This window comes from Mammaliicoccus lentus (assembly GCF_002902755.1).
In the GTDB taxonomy this organism is placed as follows: domain Bacteria; phylum Bacillota; class Bacilli; order Staphylococcales; family Staphylococcaceae; genus Mammaliicoccus; species Mammaliicoccus lentus.
Genome location: NZ_PPRS01000023.1, coordinates 1 through 26,210 on the forward strand (window position 1 = coordinate 1; position 26,210 = coordinate 26,210).

The window sequence follows — 26,210 nt, forward strand, 5'->3', positions numbered from 1 at the left end:
ATTACATTAAAAATGGCCAAATCCATAGCTTAGCTATGAATTCGACCAAAAAGACATTTTTATTATTTAGTTGTCTACTTGACAGGGTTCACTTCAATAAATTTAATGGGGTGGCTTTTTTAGTATTAAAAATAAAAGGAATTTTTAGTTAATCTAATTTATGTGCAATTAATCACAAACTATATTTAATTTAAACTATAAAAATTTATGTTGTAAGCGTTTCCTTATTATGCTATATTCAATTTATTAAATAAGTCATCATATGACCGCATGAATTTATGGATAAATTAATTATGAAAGTTGGATAAATATGAAGGAAAAAAGAACTAATATTAGATGGTTTTTTGCAATTGCATTTTTCATTATCGGTATAATCGCATATATGGACCGTTCAAATATTTCTATAATTGCAGGACCAATGATGGAAGATTTAAATATGAACAAGACGCAATTTGGTTTATTAGCGTCATTCTTCTCATTAGGTTACGCTTTAATGCAAGTACCTTCAGGGGTTTTAGCGGAGAAATTTGGTCCTAAGAAAATGTTAACAATTGCACTACTTTGGTGGAGTGCTTTCACAATTTTAACAGGTATTATTAAGAATCACGGATTATTATATCTTGTACGTTTCTTATTCGGTGTCGGTGAAGCGCCAATGTACCCTTCTAACGCAGTATTTAACAGTTATTGGTTTAATAAAAATGAAAAAGGTAGAGCATCTTCTGCATTATTAGCAGGGTCGTATTTCGGACCTGTTATTGCACCAATAGTGACAATTGCTATTATGAACGCTTTTGGCTGGCAAGCAGTGTTTTATATATTCGGTCTAGTTGGTATCGTAATTGCTATACTTTGGGCAATTATTGCGAAAGACTTACCTGAACAACATAAAATGGTTAACGAAGCTGAACAAAGATATATTATGGAAACGCGTGATGTAGTAGAAACTGATAAGACTACTGCTCCATGGAAAGTATTTTTCAGTAGATTCAGTTTTTACGCAATTGCAGCACAATACTTTGTTGTACAGTTTGTTATCACGTTATTCTTAATTTGGTTACCTACATACATACACGAAACACATCATGTAGAATTTAATAAAATGGGATTCATTGCAGGTGCACCTTGGTTAGCAATGTTTATATTGATTATGCTAGGTGGTACTATTTCAGATAAAATTTTATCAAGCGGTAAATCTAAATTTATGGCACGTGGCGTAATCGCAATATCTGGATTTGTTGTATTCTGTATCTCACTTTACTTTGCATTATCGACAGATAGTTTAGCTATGAACATATTCTGGTTATCACTTTGTTTAGGTGGTGTAGGTTTATCAATGGGTATGAGTTGGGCTACAGCTACTGATTTAGGTCGTAACTTTGCAGGTACAGTTTCAGGTTGGATGAACTTGTGGGGTAACATCGGTGCATTACTCAGTCCATTATTAGCAGGTTTCCTAGCTGATAGAATTGGTTGGACAATGACATTACAATTAATGATGGTACCAGTAGTATTTGCAATCATTATGTGGTTCTTTATTAAACCAGATAATCCTTTAGTAAAAGATTCTAACGTTTAAGTTTAGTTTAATGATTTATAAAGGTGATCTTGGGATGAAAACCCCAAGATCAAAATAAAGCTCCTAATCCTAGTATATTTAACTAATGGATTAGGAGTTTTTAATTATATATGCAATTTCAAACTAGTATAAAAGTTTAGGTACACCTAACAAAAATATTTATAAAACAAGTTAATAGGTTTATCCTCTTCATATAGAGGTGTTAGATATGGGCAGAAGTTTAGAAGAAATTAATAGTACAGTGTCCTTTGACTCTGAGGCAAATGCTTTTAGAAAATTTCTCATGTATTTAGGACCCGGCTTACTAGTAGCAGTCGGATACATGGATCCAGGTAACTGGATTACATCTATGGCTGGCGGGGCACAATTTGGATATATATTATTATTTATTATTTTATTATCAAGTTTAGCAGCGATGTTATTACAAAGTATGAGTGCTCGTTTAGGCGTTGCGAGTGGTATGGATTTAGCACAAGTTACAAAGTATATGTCGAATAAACCACTTGGTATTTTTTCATGGGTGTTAGCAGAATTAGCTATTATGGCAACAGATATCGCCGAAGTAATCGGTACATTCTTTAACGAAGCACCAAATTTAAATCCAAATAGAAGATTAATTAAAGGTGTCATTTGTGGTATTCGTGTTGAAGATATAGAAGAACCAATCATGCAAGAGATTAGATACTTAGATAAGCTTATAGATGAACTAGCAAAAGGAAAAAAGAAAGAGAATATATATAGAAAAGAAAAACAATAACATTATAACGTATAAAAAGTCTTGTTCTGATTTAAGAACAAGACTTTTTATTATGAAATTTAAATATTTTAGCCGCTTTTAACTTGTTGAGAAATAATCAATGATAATAAAACAACTGCGCTACCAATTATAATGTTAAGCGTTAAATGCTCATGTAATATTAAAACGCCTAATAATACTCCAACGACAGGTACAATATAATTTGATAACGAAGCAAACACAGCATCGTATTGTCTAACGAGAATGTTATAAATAACATAAGCTAAAGCAGAATGGACTAAACCAAGTATGATCAAGGAAGACCACTGTAAAGAATCAAAGTGTAAAGTAAATGTATTAGAAGAAAATATAGTAATTGGTATTAAAATAATGGTCGCAATCGATAAAACGTTTCTCATATGATGGATTGGAACGTCATCTTGTAAATTTTGCATAAGAACTAAAGATATAGCAAAACTTAATGAAGCAATTAATAATAGACCTAGTGAAACATATTCTGCTAAACCTAATTTTTCAGGATTCCAAGAAAGTATTACAATACCAAAAATACCTAATATTAAAGCGAAAATCTCAACTAAATTAAATTTACGTTGTCTAATTAAAATTAAAATAAACAATGTGAACACAGGTGTTAATGCAATAATAATAGAAGCCATACCACTAGAAATATAACGCTGACCTTGCACAATAAATATAAATGGAATAACAACTTCAAAAATAGCAATTAATATGTAAAGACTCCATTGTTTTTTATAGGGCGTCTTGCGCATGAATAATGTCATTATAAATAAAAATAAAGTAGCAAGTAATGCTTTATAAAAAGAAATCGTAATAGCAGAAGCATCATGTGTAATCAGAGCAATGAATAAAAATTGAGAACCCCAAATTAAACTTAAAGTAAATAATAAAGTGTACTTTCTCATAATTAACCTCCTTACTTAAAAGTTATACTAAAATTAAACTCCAATTATGATGTTACAGAAGAAATATAAGAATTTAAACAAAGTGAATTTAGTTTTTATATAATTAACGAACTTCATACTTAATCCAACCTTAACACAATTGCCTCTCATCACTGATTGTTATAAAATAAAATATATTTTACAATTTTTAACATAAGGAGTGTTGAGGTTGATTGCTGCGAATAACATTATTGATAAGATGAAAAATCAAAAGATTAATTACGATAGAGTAATGAGAAAAATGATAAGTGATTGGGAGCGTCAAGAGGAAAGACCTAGTATTTTAATTCATAGTTGTTGTGCACCTTGTAGTACTTATACGTTAGAGTTGTTAACGGAATATGCTGATGTTGCGATTTATTTTGCGAATCCTAATATTCATCCTAAAGCTGAGTATCAAAGAAGAGCTAAGGTTCAAGAAGATTTTGTTACAGCTTTTAATGAGAAAATGAATACGAATGTCAAATATATAGAGGCGCCATATGAGCCACATAAATTTATGAAAATGGTAAAGGATAAAGAACTTGCTGATGAGAATGAAGGTGGTCTAAGGTGTACTGCTTGTTTTGAAATGCGTCTAGAACTTGTTGCTGAAGCGGCTGTAAACTTAGGCTATGACTATTTTGCGAGTGCTTTAACACTGTCACCTAAGAAGAACGCTCAATTGATTAATGAATTAGGTATGGAAGTACAAAGTATTTATAATGTTCATTATTTACCGAGTGATTTTAAGAAGAATAAAGGATATGAAAGATAAATTACGATGTGTAAGGAATATGATATTTTTAGACAATGCTATTGTGGTTGTGTATTTGCGGCTATGCAACAAGGTATTGATTTTAAAGAAGTGAATAAAAGTGCTAAAGCATTTTTAAAGTCATGTGAATAAATTGAAATTTGCAAAAAATATAAAAAGAATGTATGTTGGTGTTACGAACTAATTAAATATACGAAGAAACCACTGGAAGTGCCTTATTTTTAGGCTGAGATTAAAGATTAACTTTAAAATTCCTTGAACCTGATCTAGATGATACTAGCGTAGGAAAGTGGCGTAACTTTATCTGTATGTGAGTACACGCTATTTTCTAATGGAAAATAGCGTTTTTTTTATATTCTTAAGGAGGAAAATATCATGAAATTTACAGAAAGATTATTTGAGCGTGTCGAACCAATTTGGGCATCTTATTTAGAACATCCATTTATTGAAAAGTTAGGTAAAGGTACGTTGGAACAAGAAAAGTTTAAACATTGGTTAAGGCAAGATTATATTTACTTAATTGAGTATACGAGATTATTTTTAATAGGAGCATCTAAATCTACAGACTTAAATATGATGACAACGTACGCAGATTTGGCAAATGGAACGTTGCATACCGAAATGGATTTACACCGCGGATATGCTAAGCAATTCGACATTTCTGAAGAGGAGCTACAAGAAACAGAACCAGCAGAAACTACTGTAGCATATACAAGCTATATGCTGAATTTAGCTCAACAAGGTGGAATTGAAAATGTGATTGCAGCTATTTTAACTTGTACATGGAGCTATAATTATATTGGTTTGAAACTAGCAAATATTGAAGGAGCAACAGATCATCCACTTTACGGAGAATGGGTGAAAATGTATTCATCTGACGAATTTACTTTATTTAAAGAAGATTGTATTGAATTAATGGATAAAGTAGCTGAAGGTAAGACTGAAGAAGAATTAGCGCGATTAGAAAATATAGTCGTAAAGACGAGCTACTATGAATATATGTTCTGGGAGATGGCTGAGAATTTAGAAACGTGGTCAGTGCCAGTAAAATAAACTAAAGGCAGGTAGTAGAAATGAACCAAAGACATTTTGATTTAATCGATATGCTCATCAAGTTTAATACTGAAAGTCCTCCTGCTCGCAACACTGATCCATTACAAGATGACATTGAAGATTTACTTAAAGAACTTAATTTTGAAATAGAACGCATACCATTATATGAAAATGATAGTGTCATTAATGCGGTGTTGAGAGGAACGGACAAAGATGCACCTAAATTGATTTTAAATGGTCATGTAGATGTAGCAGAAGTTGGAGATACTTCAGAATGGTTGCATCCTCCATTTCAGTTAACGAAAGCAGATGAATATTTATATGGTCGTGGTGTAAGCGACATGAAAGGTGGATTTGGAACGTTATTATATGTGATTGAAAAACTTTGTAAAGAAGATATTCAACCGAAAGGCGATATTATCATTCAATCTGTAGTAGGTGAAGAAGTAGGAGAAGCAGGTACAAAGAATGCTTGCGAACAAATTGAAGCAGCCGATTTAGCTATAGTATTAGATACTAGTAATCAAATAGCACAAGGTCAAGGTGGCGTAATAACTGGATGGATAACTGTACAAAGTAAAGAAACCATACATGATGGTGCTAGACAACAGATGATACATTCTGGTGGAGGATTATTTGGAGCAAGTGCAATAGAAAAAATGAGCAAAATAATACAAGCATTGCAAGAATTAGAACAACATTGGTCTGTTATGAAACAATATCCAAATATGCCAAGTGGAACAACAACAATTAACCCAGCCGTTATTGAAGGAGGGCGTCACCCTGCATTTATAGCAGACCAATGTCGATTATGGATTACGGTGCATTATTTACCGAATGAAAATTACCAAGAAGTTGTTGAAGAAATCGAATCATATTTAAATAAAGTAGCAGAAGCGGACATTTGGTTGAGAGATAACCCGTTACAATTTGAATGGGGCGGATCTTCCATGATCGAAGACAAAGGTGAGATTTTTCCTAGTTTCACGTTACCGACAGAACACCCAGGACTCAAAATGTTAGCAAAAGCACATGAGAAAGTTATGGAAAGTCAGCTACAACAGGGAATCAGTACGACCGTGACAGACGGAGGATGGTTGAATTATTTTGACATTCCAACAATATTGTATGGACCTGGAGAGCTAAAAGAAGCACACTCAGTAAACGAAAAGATAAAAATAAAAGACTTAGAAAACTTTAGCGACGTATTATACCAATTTTTAAAAGAATGGTATTCAAACCCTGAAAAATTATAAAAGTGAAATAAACTAGAAGAGAGTGGGTGCTCTAACGTGCAAGAAATAAAAGACTAGCCCGTTACATATTCTAACTAGCTAGTGACTATAAACAAGCACGTTAGCTCTATATATTTCACCTTGAACGATTTTGCAAAGTGCTGACGATCGGAGGAATAGTATGAGTGAGAGACTACTGGGTCGAGCAACACCTTAAGCTTACATGCACTTTCAAAATCGTATATACATAAAAAGTCTACTAATCCATTAAATTATAATTAACGGACTAGTAGACTTTTTTAGAGCTATGGGTTTATACACTAGCTTTGTTGTTGGTTGTTTTGAATTTTACTATTGCTCTTATTTTCTTCCAATAAACGTTTATCTTTAATTTTATTTTGCATGTTAACTATGATTATATAAATTGAATGGACAATGATTAAACTTGCGAATGTGTCTGAGAAGAAATGAGCGTTTAAATACATTCTTGAACACATCATAGAAACAATTAATATACCAAATATCCATTTTACAATTGCTTTATCGTAGAAGCATGTAGCAATAAAGATAGCTACGAATAAAGTTAATGTATGTAAACTAGGAAAGCTAAAGCCATCTATAAATTCTGAAGGTCTTGGCCTTTGGATAATATATTTTAAGGCTGTGCCAACTACAAGTGATGTTATAGCAAATATGGTATAGGTTGAAAATACTGTTCGTTTATAAAAATAAATGCCAATCAACATTATTGCTATCATAATAACAACATGAGAAGGTGAAAATAAAAAAGAAATAACAGTTAGATAAGTGTTTAATCTAAATATCGTTGCTGTTGATTCAATAAAATCGTGAACAGCATAATCAAGAGGATATATGTATCGTGTTAGTACACTAGCAAGTAATATAATGAAAATAATAGAGTAAGATATGATTAACTTTGTATCCTTCTTCAAGATGCATAAAGCTCCTTCTGTGTATTTTGTACATTAATACTATTTTAAATGAGATAGACATTTAGCACAATACAACTTTAGGACGACCTAATAATCTAGTCTCTTTAGATACTAATTAGCATTGCACATGACGACCTAGATTTGTCTTAAACAAAAAGGGTAGTTAATAATATATGATGATAAATTTAAGAAAGTGAGGCATTTTCATGAATAAAGATTGGCAATCTCAATTACCGATAGAGAATATACAAAAAATAACACCAGTAAGTGGTGGTGATGTGAACGACGCTTATAAAATTGAAAGTAAAGAGGGTGACTATTTCTTACTTGTTCAACAAAATCGTTCAGAAGATTTTTATGCAGCCGAAATAGCGGGATTAGAAGCTTTTGAAGCGGCTGGTGTCAGAGCACCTATAGTAGAAGCGCATGGTGAAATTAATGGTGATGCGTATTTACTACTGAACTTCTTAGAAGAAGGTCGGTCTGGAAGTCAGAAAGAATTAGGACAATTAGTAGCGAAATTGCATAGTAACTATGAACCTAATGGTAAATTTGGATTTGATACGCCTTATGAAGGCAGTGATATAACATTCGAAAATGGTTGGAAAGATACATGGGCAGAACTATTTGTTCATCAAAGACTTGATCAACTTCGCGATGAAATTATGAATAGAGGACTTTGGTCACAAGACGAATTAGACACTTACGAAAATGTACGTGAAACGATATTAGAAGAATTAGAACACCACACTAGTAAACCTTCGTTATTACATGGGGATTTATGGGCAGGCAATTACATGTTCTTAACGGACGGAAAACCAGCTTTATTCGACCCATCTCCTTTATATGGGGACAGAGAATTTGATTTAGGCGCAACACGAGTATTCGGAGGTTTCACACAAGACTTTTATGATGCTTATAATGAAGCATTACCTCTAAGTAAAGGCGCTAATGAACGTATAAAGTTTTATGAGCTATATTTATTAATGGTACACCTTGTTAAATTTGGTAGCCTATATGCTGGTAGTGTGAACCGTACAATGAAAGATATATTAAATGATTAAGTAAATTAAAACCCCTTCGCTAATAAAGTAGTGAAGGGGTTTTATGTATAAAGTTTATTTTTTATATTGAATACTAGCTGTTAAGTGGATGCGTTCACTACCAACATTACGATACGTATGGGGTACATCAGAATAAAAATGTATAGCATCATCTTTTGTTATAGTATTGGTCATCCCATTAATATCAAGTTCTAACGTACCATTATGTATGATGATATATTCTTCTGAACCTACATGATGGCCTTCTGAATCCATTTCAGCATTTTCTTCTAATTCCATGTTGAACATTTCAAATTGTTTATCAACATTAAAAGGAAAGTAAGGATAAATAATAACAGTTTGATGTTCATTATAAATAGGTATGGTGTCTGACTTTGAAATACAATGAATATTTTCGTTTTTATTAGAGATTAAATCTGATATAGGTATGTGTAGACCATTGGCTATTTTCCATAGTGTTGTAATCGTTGGATTGGATTGACCATTTTCTATTTGGTTAAGCATCGTCTTACTAACGCCTGTTAATTTTGAAACGGTACTTAAACTTAGTTGTTGATTGTTTCGATACTGTGAAAGGTTATGTGCAACAATCGTATGGATGTTATTTTGCATTAATTAAACAACTCCTGTTTACAATGTAATGAACGTACTGTACAATATGATTTGTTCTTTATAACGAACGTTTTGTACATTATAACAGAAAATATAAAATAGGAGAATGTTTTATGTCAGAAGATTTAAGGCAACATAATAAAAAAACGAATTGGATGCTGTTTATAGGAATCTTGCTTATAGGAGCAAGTTTAAGAGCGCCTATTACTTCTGTAGGTATTGCATTACCTTCTATTAAAGAGAGTTTAGATTTATCTAATACTACTGTAAGTGTTATTACAATATTACCGTTATTATCTTTCTCAGTAGTTTCACTATTTGCGGCTAAGATCAGTCATAGATTTGGTTTAGAGCGTACAGTATTTGGTGCTTTAATATTAATTTTTCTAGGTATTGTATTAAGAGCAATTACAGGCGTATCTTGGGTATACATAGGTACACTACTTATAGGTGTAGGTATTGCTTTTGGAAATGTACTCACACCAGGTATTATTAAAATGAATTTCCCATTACGTATAGGTATAATGACTGGTTATTATACTGTTACGATGAATATATTTGGTAGTGTTTCTTCATATGTAACTGCTCCATTAGTGAAAAGTTTTAATTATAATTTTGCGATTAGTTTAATAGGAGTCGTTACACTACTCGGTATTATTATTTGGTCATTTCAACTAAAAAAACATGAAAAAATTTCTACTCAACAAAACAATGCTAATATAAATGTTTGGAAATCTCCATTATCATGGCAAATAACGTTATTAATGGGTGGACAATCATTAATATTTTATTCATTGATAAACTGGCTTCCAGAGTTTTTATTAAGTAATGGTATCTCAATAAATGCGGCTGGTATATATCTATCAATTTTACAGCTTGCAATTATACCATTAACATTTATAACACCAATATTTGCTGAAAAAATGAAATCACAATTTTTAATCACATTTATTACAGGGTTATTGTTTGTACTAGGAATTTTATCGTTAATGATTAAACCTGAGTGGGCGATTATAGGCATCGTCTTACTTGGTATAGCGAGCGGTTTAGCTTTTGGTCTAGTAAACACGTTCTTTGGTTTAAGAACAGAACATGGATACACAGCTGCTAAGCTATCAGGTATGTCTCAAGCTGTTGGTTATTTATTCGCCGCTATAGGTCCATTGTTCTTCGGAATATTACATGACGCTACAGGCAGTTGGAATACATCATTTGGCGTTTTACTATTTACCGCATTGTTAATTATGTTCTTTGGTTCACAAGCAGGACGTAATAGAACAATAGAACAAACTTTACAAACTAAATAAAATATGAATTTAAAAGATTGCTCAACAGATAGTATGAGTAATCTTTTTGTTTACATAAATAAAATAATTATGGTAAATATTACAATTTAATGAACATTGCACCACATTTTTTACATAAATCGGAAAACGCTTTCTGGTTATACTTTTATTTCTCACTCTTTATAGTATAATTGTCTCATGCAGTTTAAAAAATAAACTTAAAATTGGTAAATAGGTATGGGAGTGACACGAAAAGATGGAAGACAATCATTTAAAAAGGGGTCTTAGTTCTCGTCAAGTGCAGATGATAGCGCTTGGTGGAACAATTGGTGTAGGTCTGTTTATGGGTGCTTCAAGCACTATTTTATGGACTGGACCATCAGCAATACTTGCATATTTAGTAGCAGGGCTATTCTTATATTTAGTCATGAGAGCTATGGGAGAAATGGTTTATTTATACCCAACAACAGGTTCATTTGCAAACTATGCAAGTGATTATTTACATCCAGTAGCAGGATATGTAACTGCATGGAGTAATATATTCCAGTGGATTGTAGTAGGTATGAGTGAAGTAATAGCTGTAGGTCAATATATGCAGTATTGGTGGCCAGACTTACCAACATGGATACCAGGGGTTATCGTTGTACTAACTTTAGCAACTGCAAACTTAGTGTCAGTTAAAGCTTTTGGAGAGTTTGAATTCTGGTTTGCGATGATTAAAGTAGTCACAATTATCTTAATGATAGTTGCAGGTTTCGGGCTTATATTCTTTGGATTTGGTAATGGCGGAAATGCAATTGGTTTAAGTAATTTAACAGAACACGGTGGATTTTTCCCTAAAGGTATAGTAGGCTTCTTCTTTGCATTATCCATGGTTGTCGGATCCTATCAAGGTGTGGAATTAATAGGGATTACAGCAGGAGAAACAAAAGATCCTAAGAAAAATATTAAAAGTGCAGTAAACGGCGTAATTTGGCGTATTTTAATCTTTTACATAGGTGCAATTTTTGTAATCGTAACTGTTTATCCTTGGGACCAATTAGGAAATGTAGGTAGTCCTTTCGTTGCAACATTCGCTAAAGTAGGTATTACAATAGCAGCAGGATTAATTAACTTTGTTGTTATTACTGCAGCGATGTCAGGTTGTAACTCAGGTATTTTCAGTTCAAGTCGTATGGTTTATACACTTGCTCAAAAAGGACAAATGCCTCGCATATTTACAAAAGTTATGAGAACAGGTGTACCATTCTTTGCAGTATTAGCAATTTCAGTTGGTATTTTTGTAGGTGTTATTTTAAACATCGTATTACCATTAATTATTGATGGCTCAGAAAATATATTCGTTTATGTATATAGTGCGTCTATACTACCAGGTATGGTGCCATGGTTTATGATTTTACTTAGTCATATTAGATTTAGAAAAAATCATCCAGAAGAATTAGATGGACATCCATTCAAAATGCCTGGCGCTCCTTTCACAAATTATATAACATTAGCTTTCTTTGTATTAGTATTGATAGGTATGTTATTTAATGCAGAAACAAGAGTATCAGTTATTATAGGTATTGTCTTCTTATCACTGATGACAGTTATTTATTTCTTAAGAGGCCATCATAGAGTTGATAGAGGAGAATACTAAAATTCATATATATTTAAAATAAAAAAGAGAATAAGGTAGAAATTCCTTACTCAACATAATGCTCCTAATCCAGTGTATATTTTACTCGAGGATTAGGAGCATTTATTTAATATGTGAGATTTGTAGTGTCCATTTTTATTTATCCAAATTCTTTATAAATATCTTCTACAAAATCAACAAAATATGATCTGAATTTTTCGTTATCTGCATGTATACATACATCTACTAAACCATCTTCATTAAATTCAGTATATGTACAACCTTCTGCTTGTCCTTCTGTTATAACAGAAATATTTGCTTTTTTAGTTTCGTAAATTTCTGGATACAATAAGTAGAATATTGTGCTAAGATCATGAATAATGTGTTGGTTTGCACCCCCAGAGTTTGAATCGTTGTATACATCGAGCATCGTCGTAATCATTTTTCCAAAATCACCTAATTGAGCAAGACGTTCAACATCATCTTGGTTAATCATCGTTTCTCTTGTGACATCTAATCCACACATCACAATAGGTAAATCTTGATTAAATACAATGTGAGCAGCATGAGGATCAGCGAATATATTAAATTCCGCTACGGGCGTAGCATTTCCACCGACAGCTGCGCCACCCATTAACACTATTTTTTCTACATTTTCAATCGTTTCTGGGAAAAGTGAAAATAAAAGAGAAATATTTGTTAATGGTCCTATTGGAATTAATGTAATAGGTTCATCAGACTGCATAATCACATTTCTCATAGCAATTACAGCGTTGTCTTCTAAAATATTTGAACGTTGTGAAGTATTAAATTCATAATTACCAATACCATTGTGTCCATGTACATATTCAGCCGTAGATAAAGCGTTTAATAAAGGTTTATTGACACCTTTAGCTACAGGTACTTCCTTCTTAAAGTAATCTACAATGTCAATTGCGTTTCTAGTCGTATGTTCAATTCCAACGTTTCCTCCAATAGATGTGATTAACCGAACATCTAGTTCTGGTGAATTTAAAGCTGCTGAAATTGCGATAATATCATCAATACCGGGATCAGTATCAATTATAATTGGTGTTGTCATAATCCCACTCCTTTGTAAAATATCTATACTAATAATTATAACAAACCATATAATTTTATATGTATAAAGCGATTTCACCAAAATATGATTGTTTTAACATTAGCTACTATTAATACTACAAATGAGAGAGTAATGAATGGTTGGGAGTTTTTATCGAGTTTTTGGTGGCTCATATTTCCTGTAGGTGGTATGCTAATGGCGATACTAGGTTTGATATGCAAGAATTATTCATTGGAAGGTGATTTAATTGAGTAAACATTTATATATAGCACACGGGTATAACGCCAATAGCCAAAAAAATTGGTTTGATTGGTTAAAAAATCAATTTCCAGAGGTAGATGGCCATTTAATTGATTTTCCTAATTCTACAGAACCTAAGCTAGAAGAATGGTCACAAACTTTAAAAGAAAATATAGATTTATCTAGTGGTGAAAATATTATAGTAGCTCATAGTTTAGGAGTAATCACTGTATTAGATATGATATCTAATGTAACAAGTGATATTAACATAAAAGGTCTTGTACTAGTTGCAGGATTTGATGAAAAGATAATAAAATTTCCTGAATTAGATGGGTTTATAGAATCAACAAATGTAGATTATGAGAAAATTAAAGATGTAGTACCGTATAGAGTCGTTATAGGTGCAACGAAAGATCCTACTGTGTCTTATCCATTAAGTAAATCATTGGCAGAAAGATTAGATGCAAAAGTATTTAAAAAGCATCATGACGGTCATTTTTGTGAAGAAGATGGTTACGATTCATTTCCTGAAGTTAAGTATTATGTAGAAGAAATATTTAATAAAGCATAAAAAACGCCCTCAGCTATTGCCGAGGGCGTTGGATTATTTTGTTGAATAAAGTTTATAACTGCTTATATATTATGCAGTAACCCATTGTGAAGCGCCAACTTCATTGTATAATTTAACAGCAGCTGCGTCTTGTACGCTTTCAGGAGCTTCTGTTGGTGATACACCTTTATACTCTGCAGGAGCTACTGAATCCCAAGTACTTTGTAAGAATTGGTATTTACCTGCTGCACCTGAAGATGGGTTAACAGCTTTTAGGTCTCCGCCTGATTCACGTTCAGCGATTGCTTTTAAGTGATCATTAACTTCTACATTTGAACCTTCAGATGCTGAAGAAGTTTGTGTAGTTTTAGTTTCTTGAGTTTGTTGAGCTTCTTGTTTAGGTGCTTCTACTTGAGGAGCCTCAACATTGTTTGATTCTTGTTCTGTTGCAGCTGGAGCTTGTGTTTCTTCAGCTGGAGCTTGAGTTTGTTCAGCTGCAGGTTGTTCAGCAACTGGCTCTTGTGTAGCTTCTGGAGCTTGAGCTTCAGTGTCTGCTGCATTAGTTGCATGGTAACCCCAAGTGAAGTTATGACCATCTGATTCGAAGTTATATTCGAAACCATCTAAAGTAAAGTTGATGTCATAAGCGCCTTCTTGGATAGCTTCTTGGTTAAGTTGTGGTGCATTAGCTTGAGCTAACTGAGCTAGTTCTTCCTTGTTTACATTTTGTTCTGAAGCGTCTGCTACGTTAGTTGAAGCTACTCCTGTTGCACCGATTGCTACTGCTAATGATGAAGATAAAATTGCTTTTTTCATAATTTAAAAACCCTCCGTAATATTTTATAATTTTATTATTAATGTTAGCTGATAATTTCTTTGTTAGTTAAAAAATTCTTCCCTGTGAAAATGGGACAAGACAACAATAACATATATGAGCCCTTTGTAAATTACAGTCAAATAACAAAAGGTTACAATGTCAAATTGATTCTGTAATAAAAATTGCTTCATGTCACACCTTGTAATAATACACTTTATTTCACTCTTTCTTATTTAACTGTATATATGGTATTTTTTATGACTAAAAACTCTCTGAGAACTGTTGTGACAGTTTATTATAAAAAATTAAGATATTTGAATTTATTAATTAAAGGTAAAAAGTAAGAACAAAAAATTAAGCATTACTCTGAAATATTAATTTTAAAATGATGTTATATTTTTATTTTAATAAATAATCTGAAATATTTACATACAAGTTGAGAACTACTGCGAGTATGTTTTAAGCGAAGTTGACTACAAAATACAGAATTATCAGTTTTATTACTGGTGGTTTATCGACTTATAGCATTAGTCATCAGTCAGTAATCAGTCAGTAATCTTTGTAATCTTATTGTAATAAATATGAAGGAATAATTGAGTTTGAAATAGAAATCAATAGCATTGCAAGTATTTATAAAAATAAACTTTTTAATTTATCTCTATATATAGAAGAAACACGTTATAGAATATATAATAGAAGTAACTTATTTTTGAACGGAGGTGTTTTAGATGTTTCTTTTAGCTAATAGTTGCAGATTTATAGTAATCGTTCGCAACAAATTTGCGGATTTTTCTCCAAAATTGGTGGAGTGTGTCTTTTTTGAAGAAAAAATCGCTATAAGGAACATCTAGCACTAGCTTCCTTATAGTACAATTTGGAGGAAGCAAATATGAATATTATAAATATATCGAAAGTTACGCAATCTTATATGGGAGATATTATTTTTGACGATATAAAATATGATTTAAATGATGGTGATTGCGTAGGATTAGTTGGAAGAAATGGTGAAGGTAAGAGTACGCTGTTAAAATTGATGGCTGGTGTAGAAGCGCCGACAGAGGGGCAAATCAGCTGGCAGAAAAATTTATCAATAGGTTATTTAAATCAATTACCGAAATATCAAGACGATAAAAATATATACGAATGTTTGTCAGAAGTATTTGAAGAGTTGAATAATATTGCTGGGCGAATGAGTGATATAGAATTAAAAATGGCAAATAATCCAGACGATTTAAATAAATTGTTAAAACAATATGGTCAATTACAAGAATTATATGAAGAACATGGTGGCTACGAGAAAGATGCACAAATCCGAAGAGTTAGCCATGGACTAAAGATAAGTAACTTATTGGAGTCAACATGGAGTAAATTATCTGGTGGTGAGAGAACGAAAGTAGGCTTGGCACAAATTCTACTTAAACAACCTAAGTTGCTTCTATTAGATGAACCTACAAATCATTTGGATATCTCAGCAATAGATTGGTTAACAGATTTTATTAAACAATACTCTGGAGCAATTGTAATTGTCTCTCATGATAGATACTTTTTAGATGAAACAGTCAATCAAATTATAGAAATTGATCAAGGAACGCTTCATATCTACAACGGAAATTATAGTTACTTCGTTAAAGAAAAAGAAGCTCGTATAATTAGAGAATTTGAAGCTTATCAGACTCAACAAAAGCGGATTAAAAAAATGGAAGAATCTATTAAGCAATTGAGATTATGGGCGAGCCAAGCGAAGCCACCAAATGCAGCGATGTATAAACGAGCGAAAAGTATGGAAAAAGCATTGGACAGAATAAAAAGAGTTGAAAAGCCTATATTAGAAAATAAAAAAATGAATGTGAATTTATCTGAAGGGCAACGTGTTTCAAACGATGTTGTTGAATTTGTTAATATATCAAAAATGTATGATGATATTTTATTTGAGAATATTAACCTATTAATAAGAAGAAAAGAGCACGTAGCTATTATTGGTGATAATGGTACAGGTAAAAGTACAATCTTAAAATTAATATTAGGAAACGAAGAACAATATGAAGGTAAAATAAAGCTTGCACCTAATTTAAGAATTGGTTACTTATCACAACATACTTTTGAAAACTTAAATTCTGAAACAGTTATCGAAGTATTTAGGGAAGTTGTGAATGTGACAGAAGGTCAAGCAAGACATATATTAGCACAGTTTTTATTTTATGGTGAAGATGTGTTTAAACCTATTAAATATCTTAGTGGTGGAGAAAAAATGAGATTAAGATGGGCGCAAATCGTTAATCAAAACTTTAATGTGCTCATATTAGATGAACCGACAAACCATTTAGATATAGACTCTAAAGAAACAATAGAAGATGCGTTAGAAAAATATAATGGAACGATTATAGCAGTTTCTCACGATAGGTACTTTTTGAATAAATTGTTTAATATAACGTACTTATTGAAAGAACAAATATTAACAAAATACGAAGGCAACTATGATTACGTAAAAGAAAAAATAAAGCAATATGAAATATAAAGAAAAGACGTTGACGACCTAACTGAATCAGTTCTGGTTGTTAACGTCTTTTTAGTATGAAAAATTAGTGGGTTTAAGGTAATCCAATTAAAAGAAAGATTAACTGGATTTAAATCTTTCAATTGCTGTTTCTAATATTATATCTTTGTGCAGTTCTTCAGGAGTCCATGGAATATAATAATCTACTTCTACACCTTTGTTGGACATACCTTTATTCACATCTACTGCACCATCCTTAGAATGTGGAACCATTAATTGATAGTCGTTATTAATATCGACTATCATCACATTACTATAGTCATTCATACCTTTTGTAGGTCTACCAATTATTTCAGCATTTTTAAAATCTTTAAGCCTTAATACAAAACCTTCACCTGAACTAGCACATTCAAAGTCGCATAATATTTTTAATGAAGGTAAGTCATCACGTAATCCATGTATATAATCGTTGTCATTATGAATATTAATATTTACTAAGCCTTTGTCGTAGTAATCTGTAAATAAGTTTAAAAATTGATTAAATTCATCATTATCTTTTAATGATGGTTGTTGTTCTAACATTTTATTTAATTCAAATAATCTATTGTCACAATATGATTTAGTAAATCTATGGTAATAAGGATAATCATACTGAGTGGAGATGTTATTATTTGTTAATAATGGCAATAATGCAAATTGAGCAAAATCAGAGCCACCTCTATTACCTCTTAAATCTATTATGATATTATTAGAATCTAATATGACTTGTTTATGTGAGTTTATAAGATTCGTTATTGTATATGTATCCATAAAATCTGTGAGTCTTATATATAAGTAATTCCTACTTTTTTCTATAGTATAGTAAGATTCAAAAAAATTAATACGTTCTTCAGAAAGAATATTAATTTCTTTAGAATTATGTTTAATGTATTTATACTTTTTTAAAACATCAGTCCATTCCATCCTCTCAGGATTATCAGACTTTAACAGATCAGAATTAGAGAATAAAATTTCTTTTATGCTTAAGTCTCCAATACGCTCAATAATAGCACCCTTTTTTAAATCACTATTTTTAGATTCAATAACATATAGTTTATCTTCGTATAGTTGAACACGAATATTTGGATACGGTCCTTTTTTATCGATAATTTTCAAATGAGGATCATAAAATTCATTTAAATAAGAAGTCATTGAAAAATAAAAATCTTCGTTATCTTTAAAGGAAGAAAAAATAGGGAAGTTTTGAATAAGTTTAGTTTTGTCTAAATAACCAGCATATTCATTCAAAAGTTGATTTTTAATTGTTGTCATTTCTTGATTGTACATATAGAAAACCTCATCTCATAGATATAAACTTCATAACAGTTTATAAAGTAGTTGGTTCAATTATACCAAAATATTATCTTATTACATCTGTTTATAGCTATATCAGCTAGTTATTGATGTTTTTGTTAAGTGCAATTATAAAAATCCAATTATTTTAATCAAATTACGATATATCGGTTAATATAACGATATATCGAAAAGGGAAAGGTGATAATAATGTTCAACAGACAATTTCACAGTAGAAGACTTGCAATGATGCAACATGATGACGGAGGTTTCTCTCGTGGCTTTGATGGTTTTGAAAAAATGTTCGCTGCTGCAAGAGGTAATGAAAGATTTTTCAAAAAAGGCAATTTACAGTTCATTATATTAAATCTGTTATTAGAAGAACCGAAACATGGCTACCAAATTATTAAGGACCTCGAAGCGAAATTTAAAGGCTTCTATTCGGCGAGTCCTGGCAGTGTTTATCCGATTTTACAAATGTTAGAAGATCGTGAGTTTGTGTCAATTTCTAAAGATGGCAAGAAAAAAGTTTATACGATTACTGATGAAGGAAAGCAGTTTTTAGAAGAGAACGGAAACAATGATGAATTTACAAAACGTATGGAACAATTCCAAAGTATGGATATGGGAAAAATGAAAGAATCTAGAAGTGAATTACAAGAACTTTTCAAATCATTTATGTTGGCAGGTAAAATCTCAATGCAAGATGATAAAAAATATGAACAGTTTCAACAATTAATTAAGGAAACTAAAGAAAAACTTCAACAATTCAGGGAAGAAAAATAAAACTTGAAAGAAGAATGACTAATAATGAAGAAACAAGATTTAAAACATATAGCAATTGTAGGTGGTGGTCCAGGTGGATTAATGCTAGGGCTACTATTACAGCGGCAAGGTTTCTCTTTCACTATTTACGAACGTGGCTATCAAAATATGCATAGTGACGGAGGTGGTTCACTAGATATTCATGATGACAGTGGACAGTTACCTTTGAAAGAGGCTGGTATTTTCGAGAATTTTCGTAAGCACGCGCGTTACGAAGGTGAAGATACACGTATTGTAAATAAAGACGGAGAAATTTTATACGATGAAGATGCAGAAGGTGAGGGTAATAGGCCTGAAATCGATCGTGGGAAATTATGTGATATTATAATGGAACAAATTCATCCGGAAAATATTAAATATGGTTTTAAGTTTGAAAAGCTGATACAGCGAGATAATGGGGAAGTTGAGCTAGTATTTGAAAATGGTACAACTGTTATGACAGATTTAGTAATTGGTGCAGATGGTGCATTTTCTCAGATACGCTCTCATTTAACAAATGCTAAACCTGAGTATACTGGTATTTCTATGATTGATATGAATTCTGATGAGAATGAACACCCAGATCTTCTTAAGTTCAATAAAAATGGTAAGCTAATTGGCTTAGGTGGCGATCAAGCTATATTAGGTCAACGTAATGGAGACGGACGTATAATGGCATACATCAGCTTCAAAACCAAATATGAAAAACTTGATGAATATCGTAATCTTTCATTGGACACATTAAAAGAAAGATTGTTAGCTGAATATAGTGACTGGGATTCAGAGCTTAAAAATTATATTGCATATAGTTATGATGATATTAAATTCTGTAGAATTTATAAACTTCCTATTGGTTTAACTTGGGCAACACAACCAAATATTACAATCATTGGTGATGCTGCGCATCTTATGAGTCCATCCGCTGGTGAAGGTGTAAATATGGCTTTGTATGATGCTTACCTTTTAGCAGAAACATTTAAAAACTTTAATAATCTTACTGAAGTATTAAAAGTTTATGAACAACAAATGTTCGAAATTACAAAAATTCATGCGAAAGAGTCACAAGATAACTTAGAAATATTTTTCTCGGAAAATGGTGCGGAAAAAATGACACAATTCTTTTTAGATGTGGAAAAATAATTTTTATAAACTAGAAAGAAGTGGAACAGAAACCTTATTAGAAAAAATAAGATTTCTGTTCCACTTTTTTCGTATTCTCATATTCATTCTTCTTCTCTCATTACTTTATTTGAACTTTTTCTACTATCATAATATTTAGATATATTTACTTTGAACTCAATATTATCTTTGTATGCTTCTGAAAAGATACAACTGTAAAAGATGTCTAATAGGAAAGTAATAGAGTTATTTAATGTGAAGTTACCAATTTTCGAATATAGTTTTTCTCGTGTTGTTATTCTGAATAGATAGTCGGATTGTTTGACCAATGTATTATCGCCTATACTTGTTAGCGATATGATAATTGCTTTCTTTTTTCTTATCATTGGTAACAGTTTAAGAATATTTGTAGTTTCACCTGTGTAAGAAATGATAATAACGCAAGTATCTTCCGAACAGGTTGATGCTTCGTAACCTTGGTCAAAGGTGCATAGCGTAACTTTTTTACCGATTCTCATCATATGAGATTTGAAAGCATAACAAAGTTGAAGGTTATTTTCTAATGAAAATATCTTAATTTCTGATGCTGTATTTAAATATTCAACTGCTTTTTTTAATGCATTATAGTCGATTAACGACAACGTGTCTTCTATTGTCATTTCATTTAAAGTGGCTAACTTGTTTGAAATTGTCATGAAGTTATCTGTTTCATCAAATGGAAAGTTAGCATCGACATTGTGAAAATTATTATTTAAGTAATACATTTCTTTAACAAAAGCTTCTTTTAAATCAACCCAACCTGAATATCCTAGTTTCTTAGCAATTCTCGTTAATATGGAAGGGTGAGTATAGGCTTCTTCTGCAATTTGCTTTGCTGTTTGATCTTGTATTTCATCCCAATTTTTAAATATGTAACTAATAACTGTTCTTTCGGAAATAGAAAAACGTTTTTGTTCTTTCATTTTCTCGCTTAATAGCATATTTATCACCAAATTAATTATAGCTTTTGTAAACAACATTTACAAAAATAATTAAAAATTCTTAAAATATTGTAAATCATAAAGTTGATTCGTGCTAAGGCCTTGTACATTTTTAAAAGGAATCTATTATTGAGGTAAAGGGGGATTTTCCAATGGTTAAAGGTGTAAAAATTGTAACAATAGGTGGAGGAAGTAGTTATACTCCAGAATTGATGGAAGGTTTTATTAAAAGGTACGAAGAGCTTCCAATAAGAGAAATTTGGCTAGTAGATATAGAATCAGGTAAAGAAAAATTAGAAATTGTAGGTAAAATGGCTCAAAGAATGTGGGATGCATCTCCTTACGATGTTAAAGTTCATTTAACAGTCGACCGTAAAGAAGCTTTGAAAGATGCTGATTTTGTAACGACACAATTTAGAGTGGGTGGATTAGACGCTCGTGTGAAAGATGAAAGAATACCATTATCTTACGGCATGGTAGGTCAAGAAACGAATGGTGCTGGTGGTATTTTTAAAGCATTCCGTACAATTCCAATTATTTTAGATGTTGTAGAGGACATGAAAACACTTTGTCCTAATGCATGGTTAATTAATTTTGCGAACCCAAGCGGTATGGTAACTGACTCAATTATTCGTTACGGTGGCTGGGAAAAAGTTATTGGCTTATGTAACGTTCCAGTAGGTGCTATGATGGCTGAACCTGAATTATTAGGAAAAGATATAAATGAACTAATTTATTCGTTTGCCGGTTTAAATCATTTTCATTGGCACCGCGTAAAAGATACTAAAGGTGTTGATGTAACTTCTGAAATTATTGATAAAATGTTTAGTAATGATTCAGGAATTCCAGCAAATATTCATGATATACCATTCTTCAAAGAGCAACTTAAACAAATGAATATGATTCCTTGTGGGTACCATCGCTACTATTATAGAACTGAAGAAATGCTTGAGAATATGCTAGAAGAATACAATGATGAGAATGTAGGAACGCGAGCACAGCAAGTTAAAAAGAGTGAAAAAGAATTATTCGAATTATATAAAGATGTTAACTTAGATCACAAACCAGAACAGTTAGAACAACGTGGTGGCGCTTATTATTCAGAAGCAGCGTGTGAAACGATTGCATCTATCTATGCTAATAAAAATACACATATTGTTGTTTCTACTAAAAACCAAGGATCTGTACCAGATTTATCACCAGAAGACGTGGTAGAAGTTTCAGCTTATATTGGAGCAGAAGGTGCACGTCCTATAGCATTTGGAACATTCAAACCAGCAGAAAAAGGTTGGTTACAGTTAATGAAGAATATGGAGTTAACTGTAGAAGAAGCGGCAGTAACAGGAGATTATGGCTTAGCGCTACAAGCATTTACTATAAATCCACTTATACCAAGTGGAGAAACAGCTAAGCGCGTTCTAGACGAACTATTAATAGCACATAAAGAGTACTTACCACAGTTTGACAATAAAATTACACAACTTTTAGAAGAAGGATGCACAATTAAAGATGAAGTTGTATTAGAATTAAATAACCAATCGTTACCTTTATAAAAATTAAATCTATTGAAATCTTAGCCCCCTCACTAATATAACTAGTGAGGGGGTTTAAGTTTTAAAAAATGTTCACAAAAAGTTCACTTACGAGCAAATTTTATTCTCTCTATACTATAAAGATATAAATAGAAAAGGATGATAAAATTGCCAACAACTAGAAAAGAAAATATACAATTCGGCTTGATAATGTGTTTTGGTATGGTATTAGTAATGAGTATATATAATCTTTATATTAATGGAACAATAGGGGAAATTACTTTTATAGAAGGCATATCTGATTTTGCAATAGGATTTGTTATTGCCTTTATATTAGATATGTTTATTGTAGGACCTAACGCTAAAAAGATAGCATTTAAATTAACAGCAAATACAAACAAGAAAATCTATACAGTCTTAGCAATATCCATATGTATGGTATTAGGAATGGCATTTTTAATGTCTATTTACGGCTTAGTTTCTACTTACATTCATATTGGATATACTTCGAATTCAATGATTATAGACTATCTTTCGATATTTGGTAAAAATTTAATCGTAGCATTACCATTACAAATTATTGTTATGGGCCCACTAGTTCGTTATATATTTACTAGGTATATTCAAGTGAATAGAATGACTATGGAAAATTAAGAAGGAAGAGAGACAGAAATTTTATTAGGAAAATGAGATTTCTGTCGACTCCTTTTTGGCAAGAATATATAAAAGCTAGAGATTATACTTTTATTGGATTAACTAAGCCAAGAATCCAATAAGAGCCATTTAGTTGGATTAACTAAGCCAATAATCCAATAAGAGCCATTTTATTGGATTAACTAAGCCAAAAATCCAATAAGAGCCAATTTAGTTGGATTAACTAAGCCGAAAATCCAATAAGAGCCATTTAGTTGGATTAACTAAGCCAAAAATCCAATAAGAGCCAATTTAGTTGGATTAACTAAGCCGAAAATCCAATAAAAGCCATTTAGTTGGATTAACTAAGACAATAATCCAAATAGAGTACCTTTTTCTTCGCGCTCAAAACAACAAAAGCTGAGACATCAATAAATGTCTCAGCTTTTTAACCTTCTTTAATCTATATATCGTTTTAAATGTTTTGTTGTAAATGAATTGTCTACATCTAATATACCTTGTGGTGGTCCACTATATAATATATGTCCTCCGTTCATGCCGGCTCCTGGTCCTACATCGATAATCCAGTCCGCATGGGTCATCATAGTTAAGTTATGTTCTATGATGATAACTGTATTACCTTGTTCTATCAATTGTTCGAAGCATGACAACAGTGTTGGTATATCGTCTTCATGCAATCCTGTTGTTGGTTCATCGAATACGAATATTTCATCAGTTGCTGATTGATCAAGGTATCTACTTAACTTAACTCTTTGTATTTCACCACCTGATAGTGTATCGAGTGATTGTCCTAAAGTCATATAATGTAGTCCTGTTGCCTGTAAATGGTTTAAGCGACTATAAATCTTGTGATTATGACTGAACATATCAATACCTTCTTCAACTGTTAAAGCTAATACATCGGCTATTGAATATCCATTTACTTTTGCTGCTAACACTTCAGGTCTATATCGTGTACCTTTACATACTTCGCAAATTTGTGAAAAGTCAGGCATAAAAGCTAGTTCTGTCTTGATGACGCCTTTACCATTACATTCGGGACATGCACCTTCTGAATTATAGCTAAACATGCTCTTTTTCAATCCAGTTTCATTACTATAAAACTCACGGACTTCATCAAATAAATCCATGTAAGTTAATAAATTAGAACGGTTTGATGCATGAACAGGTTTTTGATCTATAAAAGTTGTATCGCTACGATTATAAAGTCCAGCTTTTAGCAAAGAACTTTTACCTGAACCTGCAACACCTGTTAATACAGATAAAATGTTTTTAGGAATATCTATAGATACATTTTTTAAGTTATTGTTATTAATGTTTTTTAGATGGAGAAAGTTTTCTGGTTGTCGAATGTTCTTTTTAATATGATGAGATCGGTTCAGAGCTTTACCTGTTGCAGTATGTGTATCAAGCAGTTCTTGATATGTACCGGTGAATGTAATTTCGCCACCGTGCTTTCCAGCTTCTGGACCGATATCAATTACATGATCAGCGATACGAATGACATCTGGATCATGCTCGACTACTAATACAGTATTGCCTTTATCTCTAATTGATTTCATAATGTCGTTAATTTTTTCAATATCTTCAGGGTGAAGTCCTACACTTGGTTCGTCGATAATATATACTAAATCAGTTAAAGGACTGTTTAGATGACGGATTAATTTAATTCTTTGTGACTCTCCTCCTGAAAGAGAAGGTGTTTGACGGTCTAGTGTTAAATAATTAAGTCCAACGTATGACAAAGCTTGTAACTGTTCACACAATGGTTTAATGATGTAGTTAGCTTTTTTATCTTGAATATTTTCAAGGAATGTAATAGCTTCATCTATCGGTAATGCTGTGAAGTCTGTAATGCCTAAGTTGTTAATTTTACAGCTTAACACTTTTTTATTAAGACGTTTACCATCACAAGTAGGGCATTTATGTGTTGTAACAACCCTGTTCACATCTTCTAAAAAGCGTTTTTTCTCAAAATTATCATTTAATAAAAATGAACGTCTAAAACGGTGTATTAAACCTTCGAATTTGGCAGTTTTTGGCCAATTATCAGGTGGATTTTTTAATTTTTTAGGTTTTGTATATAAAAATGTATCCATTTCTTCTTTTGTATAATCTTTTAGCTTTTTATCGTTATCGAATAGACCACTGTATAAATAACGTTTACCTCTCCAGCTATCCGGACGAAATGATGGGAACTTAATAGCGTCTTCATTTAATGACTTGTCATAATCCAGTAGTTCATTTAAATCTATATCTTCAACATATCCTAGTCCTTGGCAAGTGGGACACATACCACTCGGGTTATTGAATGAAAATACACTTGAATAGCCAACAAATGGCTCACCAATTCTTGACCATAACAATCTAACAGAAGCATAAATATCTGATATAGTACCGACTGTTGAACGAGAATTACCGCCTAATCTTTTTTGATTAATGACCATTGCTACTGGCAAGTGTTCTATTTGATCAACATCAGGTTTTTCATATTGTGTTAATTGATTTTGTATATAACTTGAATATGTTTCATTTAATAGCCTTTCAGACTCAGCAGCTAATGTGCTAAAGACTAGAGAAGACTTACCTGAACCTGAACGACCAGTAAACACTGTTAATTTATGTTTAGGAATATCGACATTTATGTTTTTTAAATTATTTTGTTTTGCACCATGCACACGAATATAAGACATAAATTTCACCTCAATATAATTGTACCCTTTTATGTTTA

At 31.8% G+C, this 26,210-nt stretch carries 21 protein-coding genes, 1 pseudogene and 1 riboswitch; of the genes and pseudogenes, 14 read left to right on the forward strand and 8 right to left on the reverse strand.

What is annotated here, in order from left to right:
• Positions 1-310: 310 nt before the first annotated feature.
• A complete protein-coding gene (locus CD135_RS07785; protein ID WP_064211778.1) occupies positions 311-1,579 on the forward strand; it encodes a pyruvate MFS transporter in 1,269 nt (422 codons plus the stop codon).
• Between the two features lie 208 nt (positions 1,580-1,787).
• Positions 1,788-2,336, forward strand: coding sequence for an Nramp family divalent metal transporter (locus CD135_RS07790; protein WP_103269165.1), 549 nt, complete (start codon positions 1,788-1,790; stop codon positions 2,334-2,336).
• Between the two features lie 68 nt (positions 2,337-2,404).
• Here CD135_RS07790 and CD135_RS07795 read toward each other — a convergent pair whose 3' ends face one another.
• Entirely contained in the window at positions 2,405-3,259 is an 855-nt protein-coding gene (locus CD135_RS07795; protein ID WP_103269166.1) for a DMT family transporter, read from the reverse strand.
• Positions 3,260-3,467: 208 nt separating this feature from the next.
• Between CD135_RS07795 and CD135_RS07800 the strand changes: the two are divergent.
• The 3 genes and pseudogenes from CD135_RS07800 (at position 3,468) to CD135_RS07810 (ending at position 6,364) form a co-directional block, all read left to right on the forward strand.
• A pseudogene (locus tag CD135_RS07800) lies at positions 3,468-4,187 on the forward strand (epoxyqueuosine reductase QueH).
• Positions 4,188-4,251: 64 nt separating this feature from the next.
• Positions 4,252-4,360: riboswitch (TPP riboswitch) on the forward strand.
• 70 nt (positions 4,361-4,430) lie between these two features.
• Complete coding sequence (gene tenA / locus CD135_RS07805) at positions 4,431-5,108, forward strand: thiaminase II (RefSeq protein WP_064204625.1); 678 nt, start codon at positions 4,431-4,433, stop codon at positions 5,106-5,108.
• A 20-nt stretch (positions 5,109-5,128) separates the two neighbouring features.
• Complete coding sequence (locus CD135_RS07810; protein WP_103269167.1) at positions 5,129-6,364, forward strand: acetylornithine deacetylase; 1,236 nt, start codon at positions 5,129-5,131, stop codon at positions 6,362-6,364.
• A 299-nt stretch (positions 6,365-6,663) separates the two neighbouring features.
• On the opposite strand, the gene CD135_RS07815 is transcribed toward CD135_RS07810, so the two are convergent.
• Positions 6,664-7,296 carry a phosphatase PAP2 family protein gene (locus tag CD135_RS07815; protein WP_103269168.1) on the reverse strand — a complete coding sequence of 211 codons (633 nt, stop codon included), beginning with the start codon at positions 7,294-7,296 and terminating at the stop codon, positions 6,664-6,666.
• A 206-nt stretch (positions 7,297-7,502) separates the two neighbouring features.
• On the opposite strand from CD135_RS07815, the gene CD135_RS07820 reads away from it, so the two are divergent.
• Positions 7,503-8,360: a fructosamine kinase family protein gene (locus CD135_RS07820; RefSeq protein WP_017000205.1), complete on the forward strand. Its 858-nt coding sequence runs from the start codon at positions 7,503-7,505 to the stop codon at positions 8,358-8,360.
• Between the two features lie 54 nt (positions 8,361-8,414).
• Here CD135_RS07820 and CD135_RS07825 read toward each other — a convergent pair whose 3' ends face one another.
• Positions 8,415-8,972, reverse strand: a complete 558-nt coding sequence (locus CD135_RS07825) for a helix-turn-helix domain-containing protein (RefSeq protein WP_103269169.1) — start codon at positions 8,970-8,972, stop codon at positions 8,415-8,417.
• Positions 8,973-9,085: 113 nt separating this feature from the next.
• On the opposite strand from CD135_RS07825, the gene CD135_RS07830 reads away from it, so the two are divergent.
• Both CD135_RS07830 and CD135_RS07835 read left to right on the forward strand, forming a co-directional pair.
• Positions 9,086-10,279 (forward strand): CynX/NimT family MFS transporter, encoded by a 1,194-nt coding sequence (locus CD135_RS07830; RefSeq protein WP_167543682.1) that lies wholly within the window; start codon positions 9,086-9,088, stop codon positions 10,277-10,279.
• A gap of 235 nt (positions 10,280-10,514) precedes the next feature.
• Positions 10,515-11,897, forward strand: a complete 1,383-nt coding sequence (locus CD135_RS07835; RefSeq protein ID WP_017000208.1) for an amino acid permease — start codon at positions 10,515-10,517, stop codon at positions 11,895-11,897.
• A gap of 139 nt (positions 11,898-12,036) precedes the next feature.
• Here CD135_RS07835 and CD135_RS07840 read toward each other — a convergent pair whose 3' ends face one another.
• On the reverse strand, positions 12,037-12,957 hold the full coding sequence (locus CD135_RS07840; protein ID WP_103269170.1) for a nucleoside hydrolase: 921 nt from the start codon (positions 12,955-12,957) through the stop codon (positions 12,037-12,039).
• A 247-nt stretch (positions 12,958-13,204) separates the two neighbouring features.
• On the opposite strand from CD135_RS07840, the gene CD135_RS07845 reads away from it, so the two are divergent.
• Positions 13,205-13,768: an RBBP9/YdeN family alpha/beta hydrolase gene (locus tag CD135_RS07845; protein ID WP_103269171.1), complete on the forward strand. Its 564-nt coding sequence runs from the start codon at positions 13,205-13,207 to the stop codon at positions 13,766-13,768.
• Between the two features lie 69 nt (positions 13,769-13,837).
• On the opposite strand, the gene CD135_RS07850 is transcribed toward CD135_RS07845, so the two are convergent.
• Complete coding sequence (locus tag CD135_RS07850; protein WP_103269172.1) at positions 13,838-14,563, reverse strand: transglycosylase family protein; 726 nt, start codon at positions 14,561-14,563, stop codon at positions 13,838-13,840.
• An 890-nt stretch (positions 14,564-15,453) separates the two neighbouring features.
• On the opposite strand from CD135_RS07850, the gene abc-f reads away from it, so the two are divergent.
• The gene (gene abc-f / locus CD135_RS07855; RefSeq protein WP_103269173.1) at positions 15,454-17,079 is read left to right on the forward strand and encodes a ribosomal protection-like ABC-F family protein; all 1,626 of its coding nucleotides are present in this window, start codon (positions 15,454-15,456) and stop codon (positions 17,077-17,079) included.
• A gap of 99 nt (positions 17,080-17,178) precedes the next feature.
• On the opposite strand, the gene CD135_RS07860 is transcribed toward abc-f, so the two are convergent.
• On the reverse strand, positions 17,179-18,384 hold the full coding sequence (locus CD135_RS07860; RefSeq protein ID WP_103269174.1) for a S41 family peptidase: 1,206 nt from the start codon (positions 18,382-18,384) through the stop codon (positions 17,179-17,181).
• A gap of 216 nt (positions 18,385-18,600) precedes the next feature.
• Here CD135_RS07860 and CD135_RS07865 point away from each other — a divergent pair, with 216 nt between their 5' ends.
• Together CD135_RS07865 and CD135_RS07870 are read left to right on the forward strand one after the other, a co-directional pair.
• Complete coding sequence (locus CD135_RS07865; RefSeq protein ID WP_017000215.1) at positions 18,601-19,176, forward strand: PadR family transcriptional regulator; 576 nt, start codon at positions 18,601-18,603, stop codon at positions 19,174-19,176.
• Between the two features lie 24 nt (positions 19,177-19,200).
• Complete coding sequence (locus CD135_RS07870) at positions 19,201-20,334, forward strand: FAD-dependent oxidoreductase (protein ID WP_103269175.1); 1,134 nt, start codon at positions 19,201-19,203, stop codon at positions 20,332-20,334.
• Positions 20,335-20,417: 83 nt separating this feature from the next.
• Here CD135_RS07870 and CD135_RS07875 read toward each other — a convergent pair whose 3' ends face one another.
• Positions 20,418-21,275 carry a MurR/RpiR family transcriptional regulator gene (locus CD135_RS07875; RefSeq protein WP_258027587.1) on the reverse strand — a complete coding sequence of 286 codons (858 nt, stop codon included), beginning with the start codon at positions 21,273-21,275 and terminating at the stop codon, positions 20,418-20,420.
• A gap of 170 nt (positions 21,276-21,445) precedes the next feature.
• Between CD135_RS07875 and CD135_RS07880 the strand changes: the two genes are divergently transcribed.
• On the forward strand, positions 21,446-22,846 hold the full coding sequence (locus CD135_RS07880; protein WP_103269177.1) for a 6-phospho-beta-glucosidase: 1,401 nt from the start codon (positions 21,446-21,448) through the stop codon (positions 22,844-22,846).
• A 138-nt stretch (positions 22,847-22,984) separates the two neighbouring features.
• The gene (locus CD135_RS07885; RefSeq protein WP_306299592.1) at positions 22,985-23,479 is read left to right on the forward strand and encodes a DUF2798 domain-containing protein; all 495 of its coding nucleotides are present in this window, start codon (positions 22,985-22,987) and stop codon (positions 23,477-23,479) included.
• A gap of 437 nt (positions 23,480-23,916) precedes the next feature.
• Here CD135_RS07885 and CD135_RS07890 read toward each other — a convergent pair whose 3' ends face one another.
• Positions 23,917-26,172, reverse strand: coding sequence for an ATP-binding cassette domain-containing protein (locus CD135_RS07890; RefSeq protein WP_103269179.1), 2,256 nt, complete (start codon positions 26,170-26,172; stop codon positions 23,917-23,919).
• Positions 26,173-26,210: the final 38 nt, after the last annotated feature.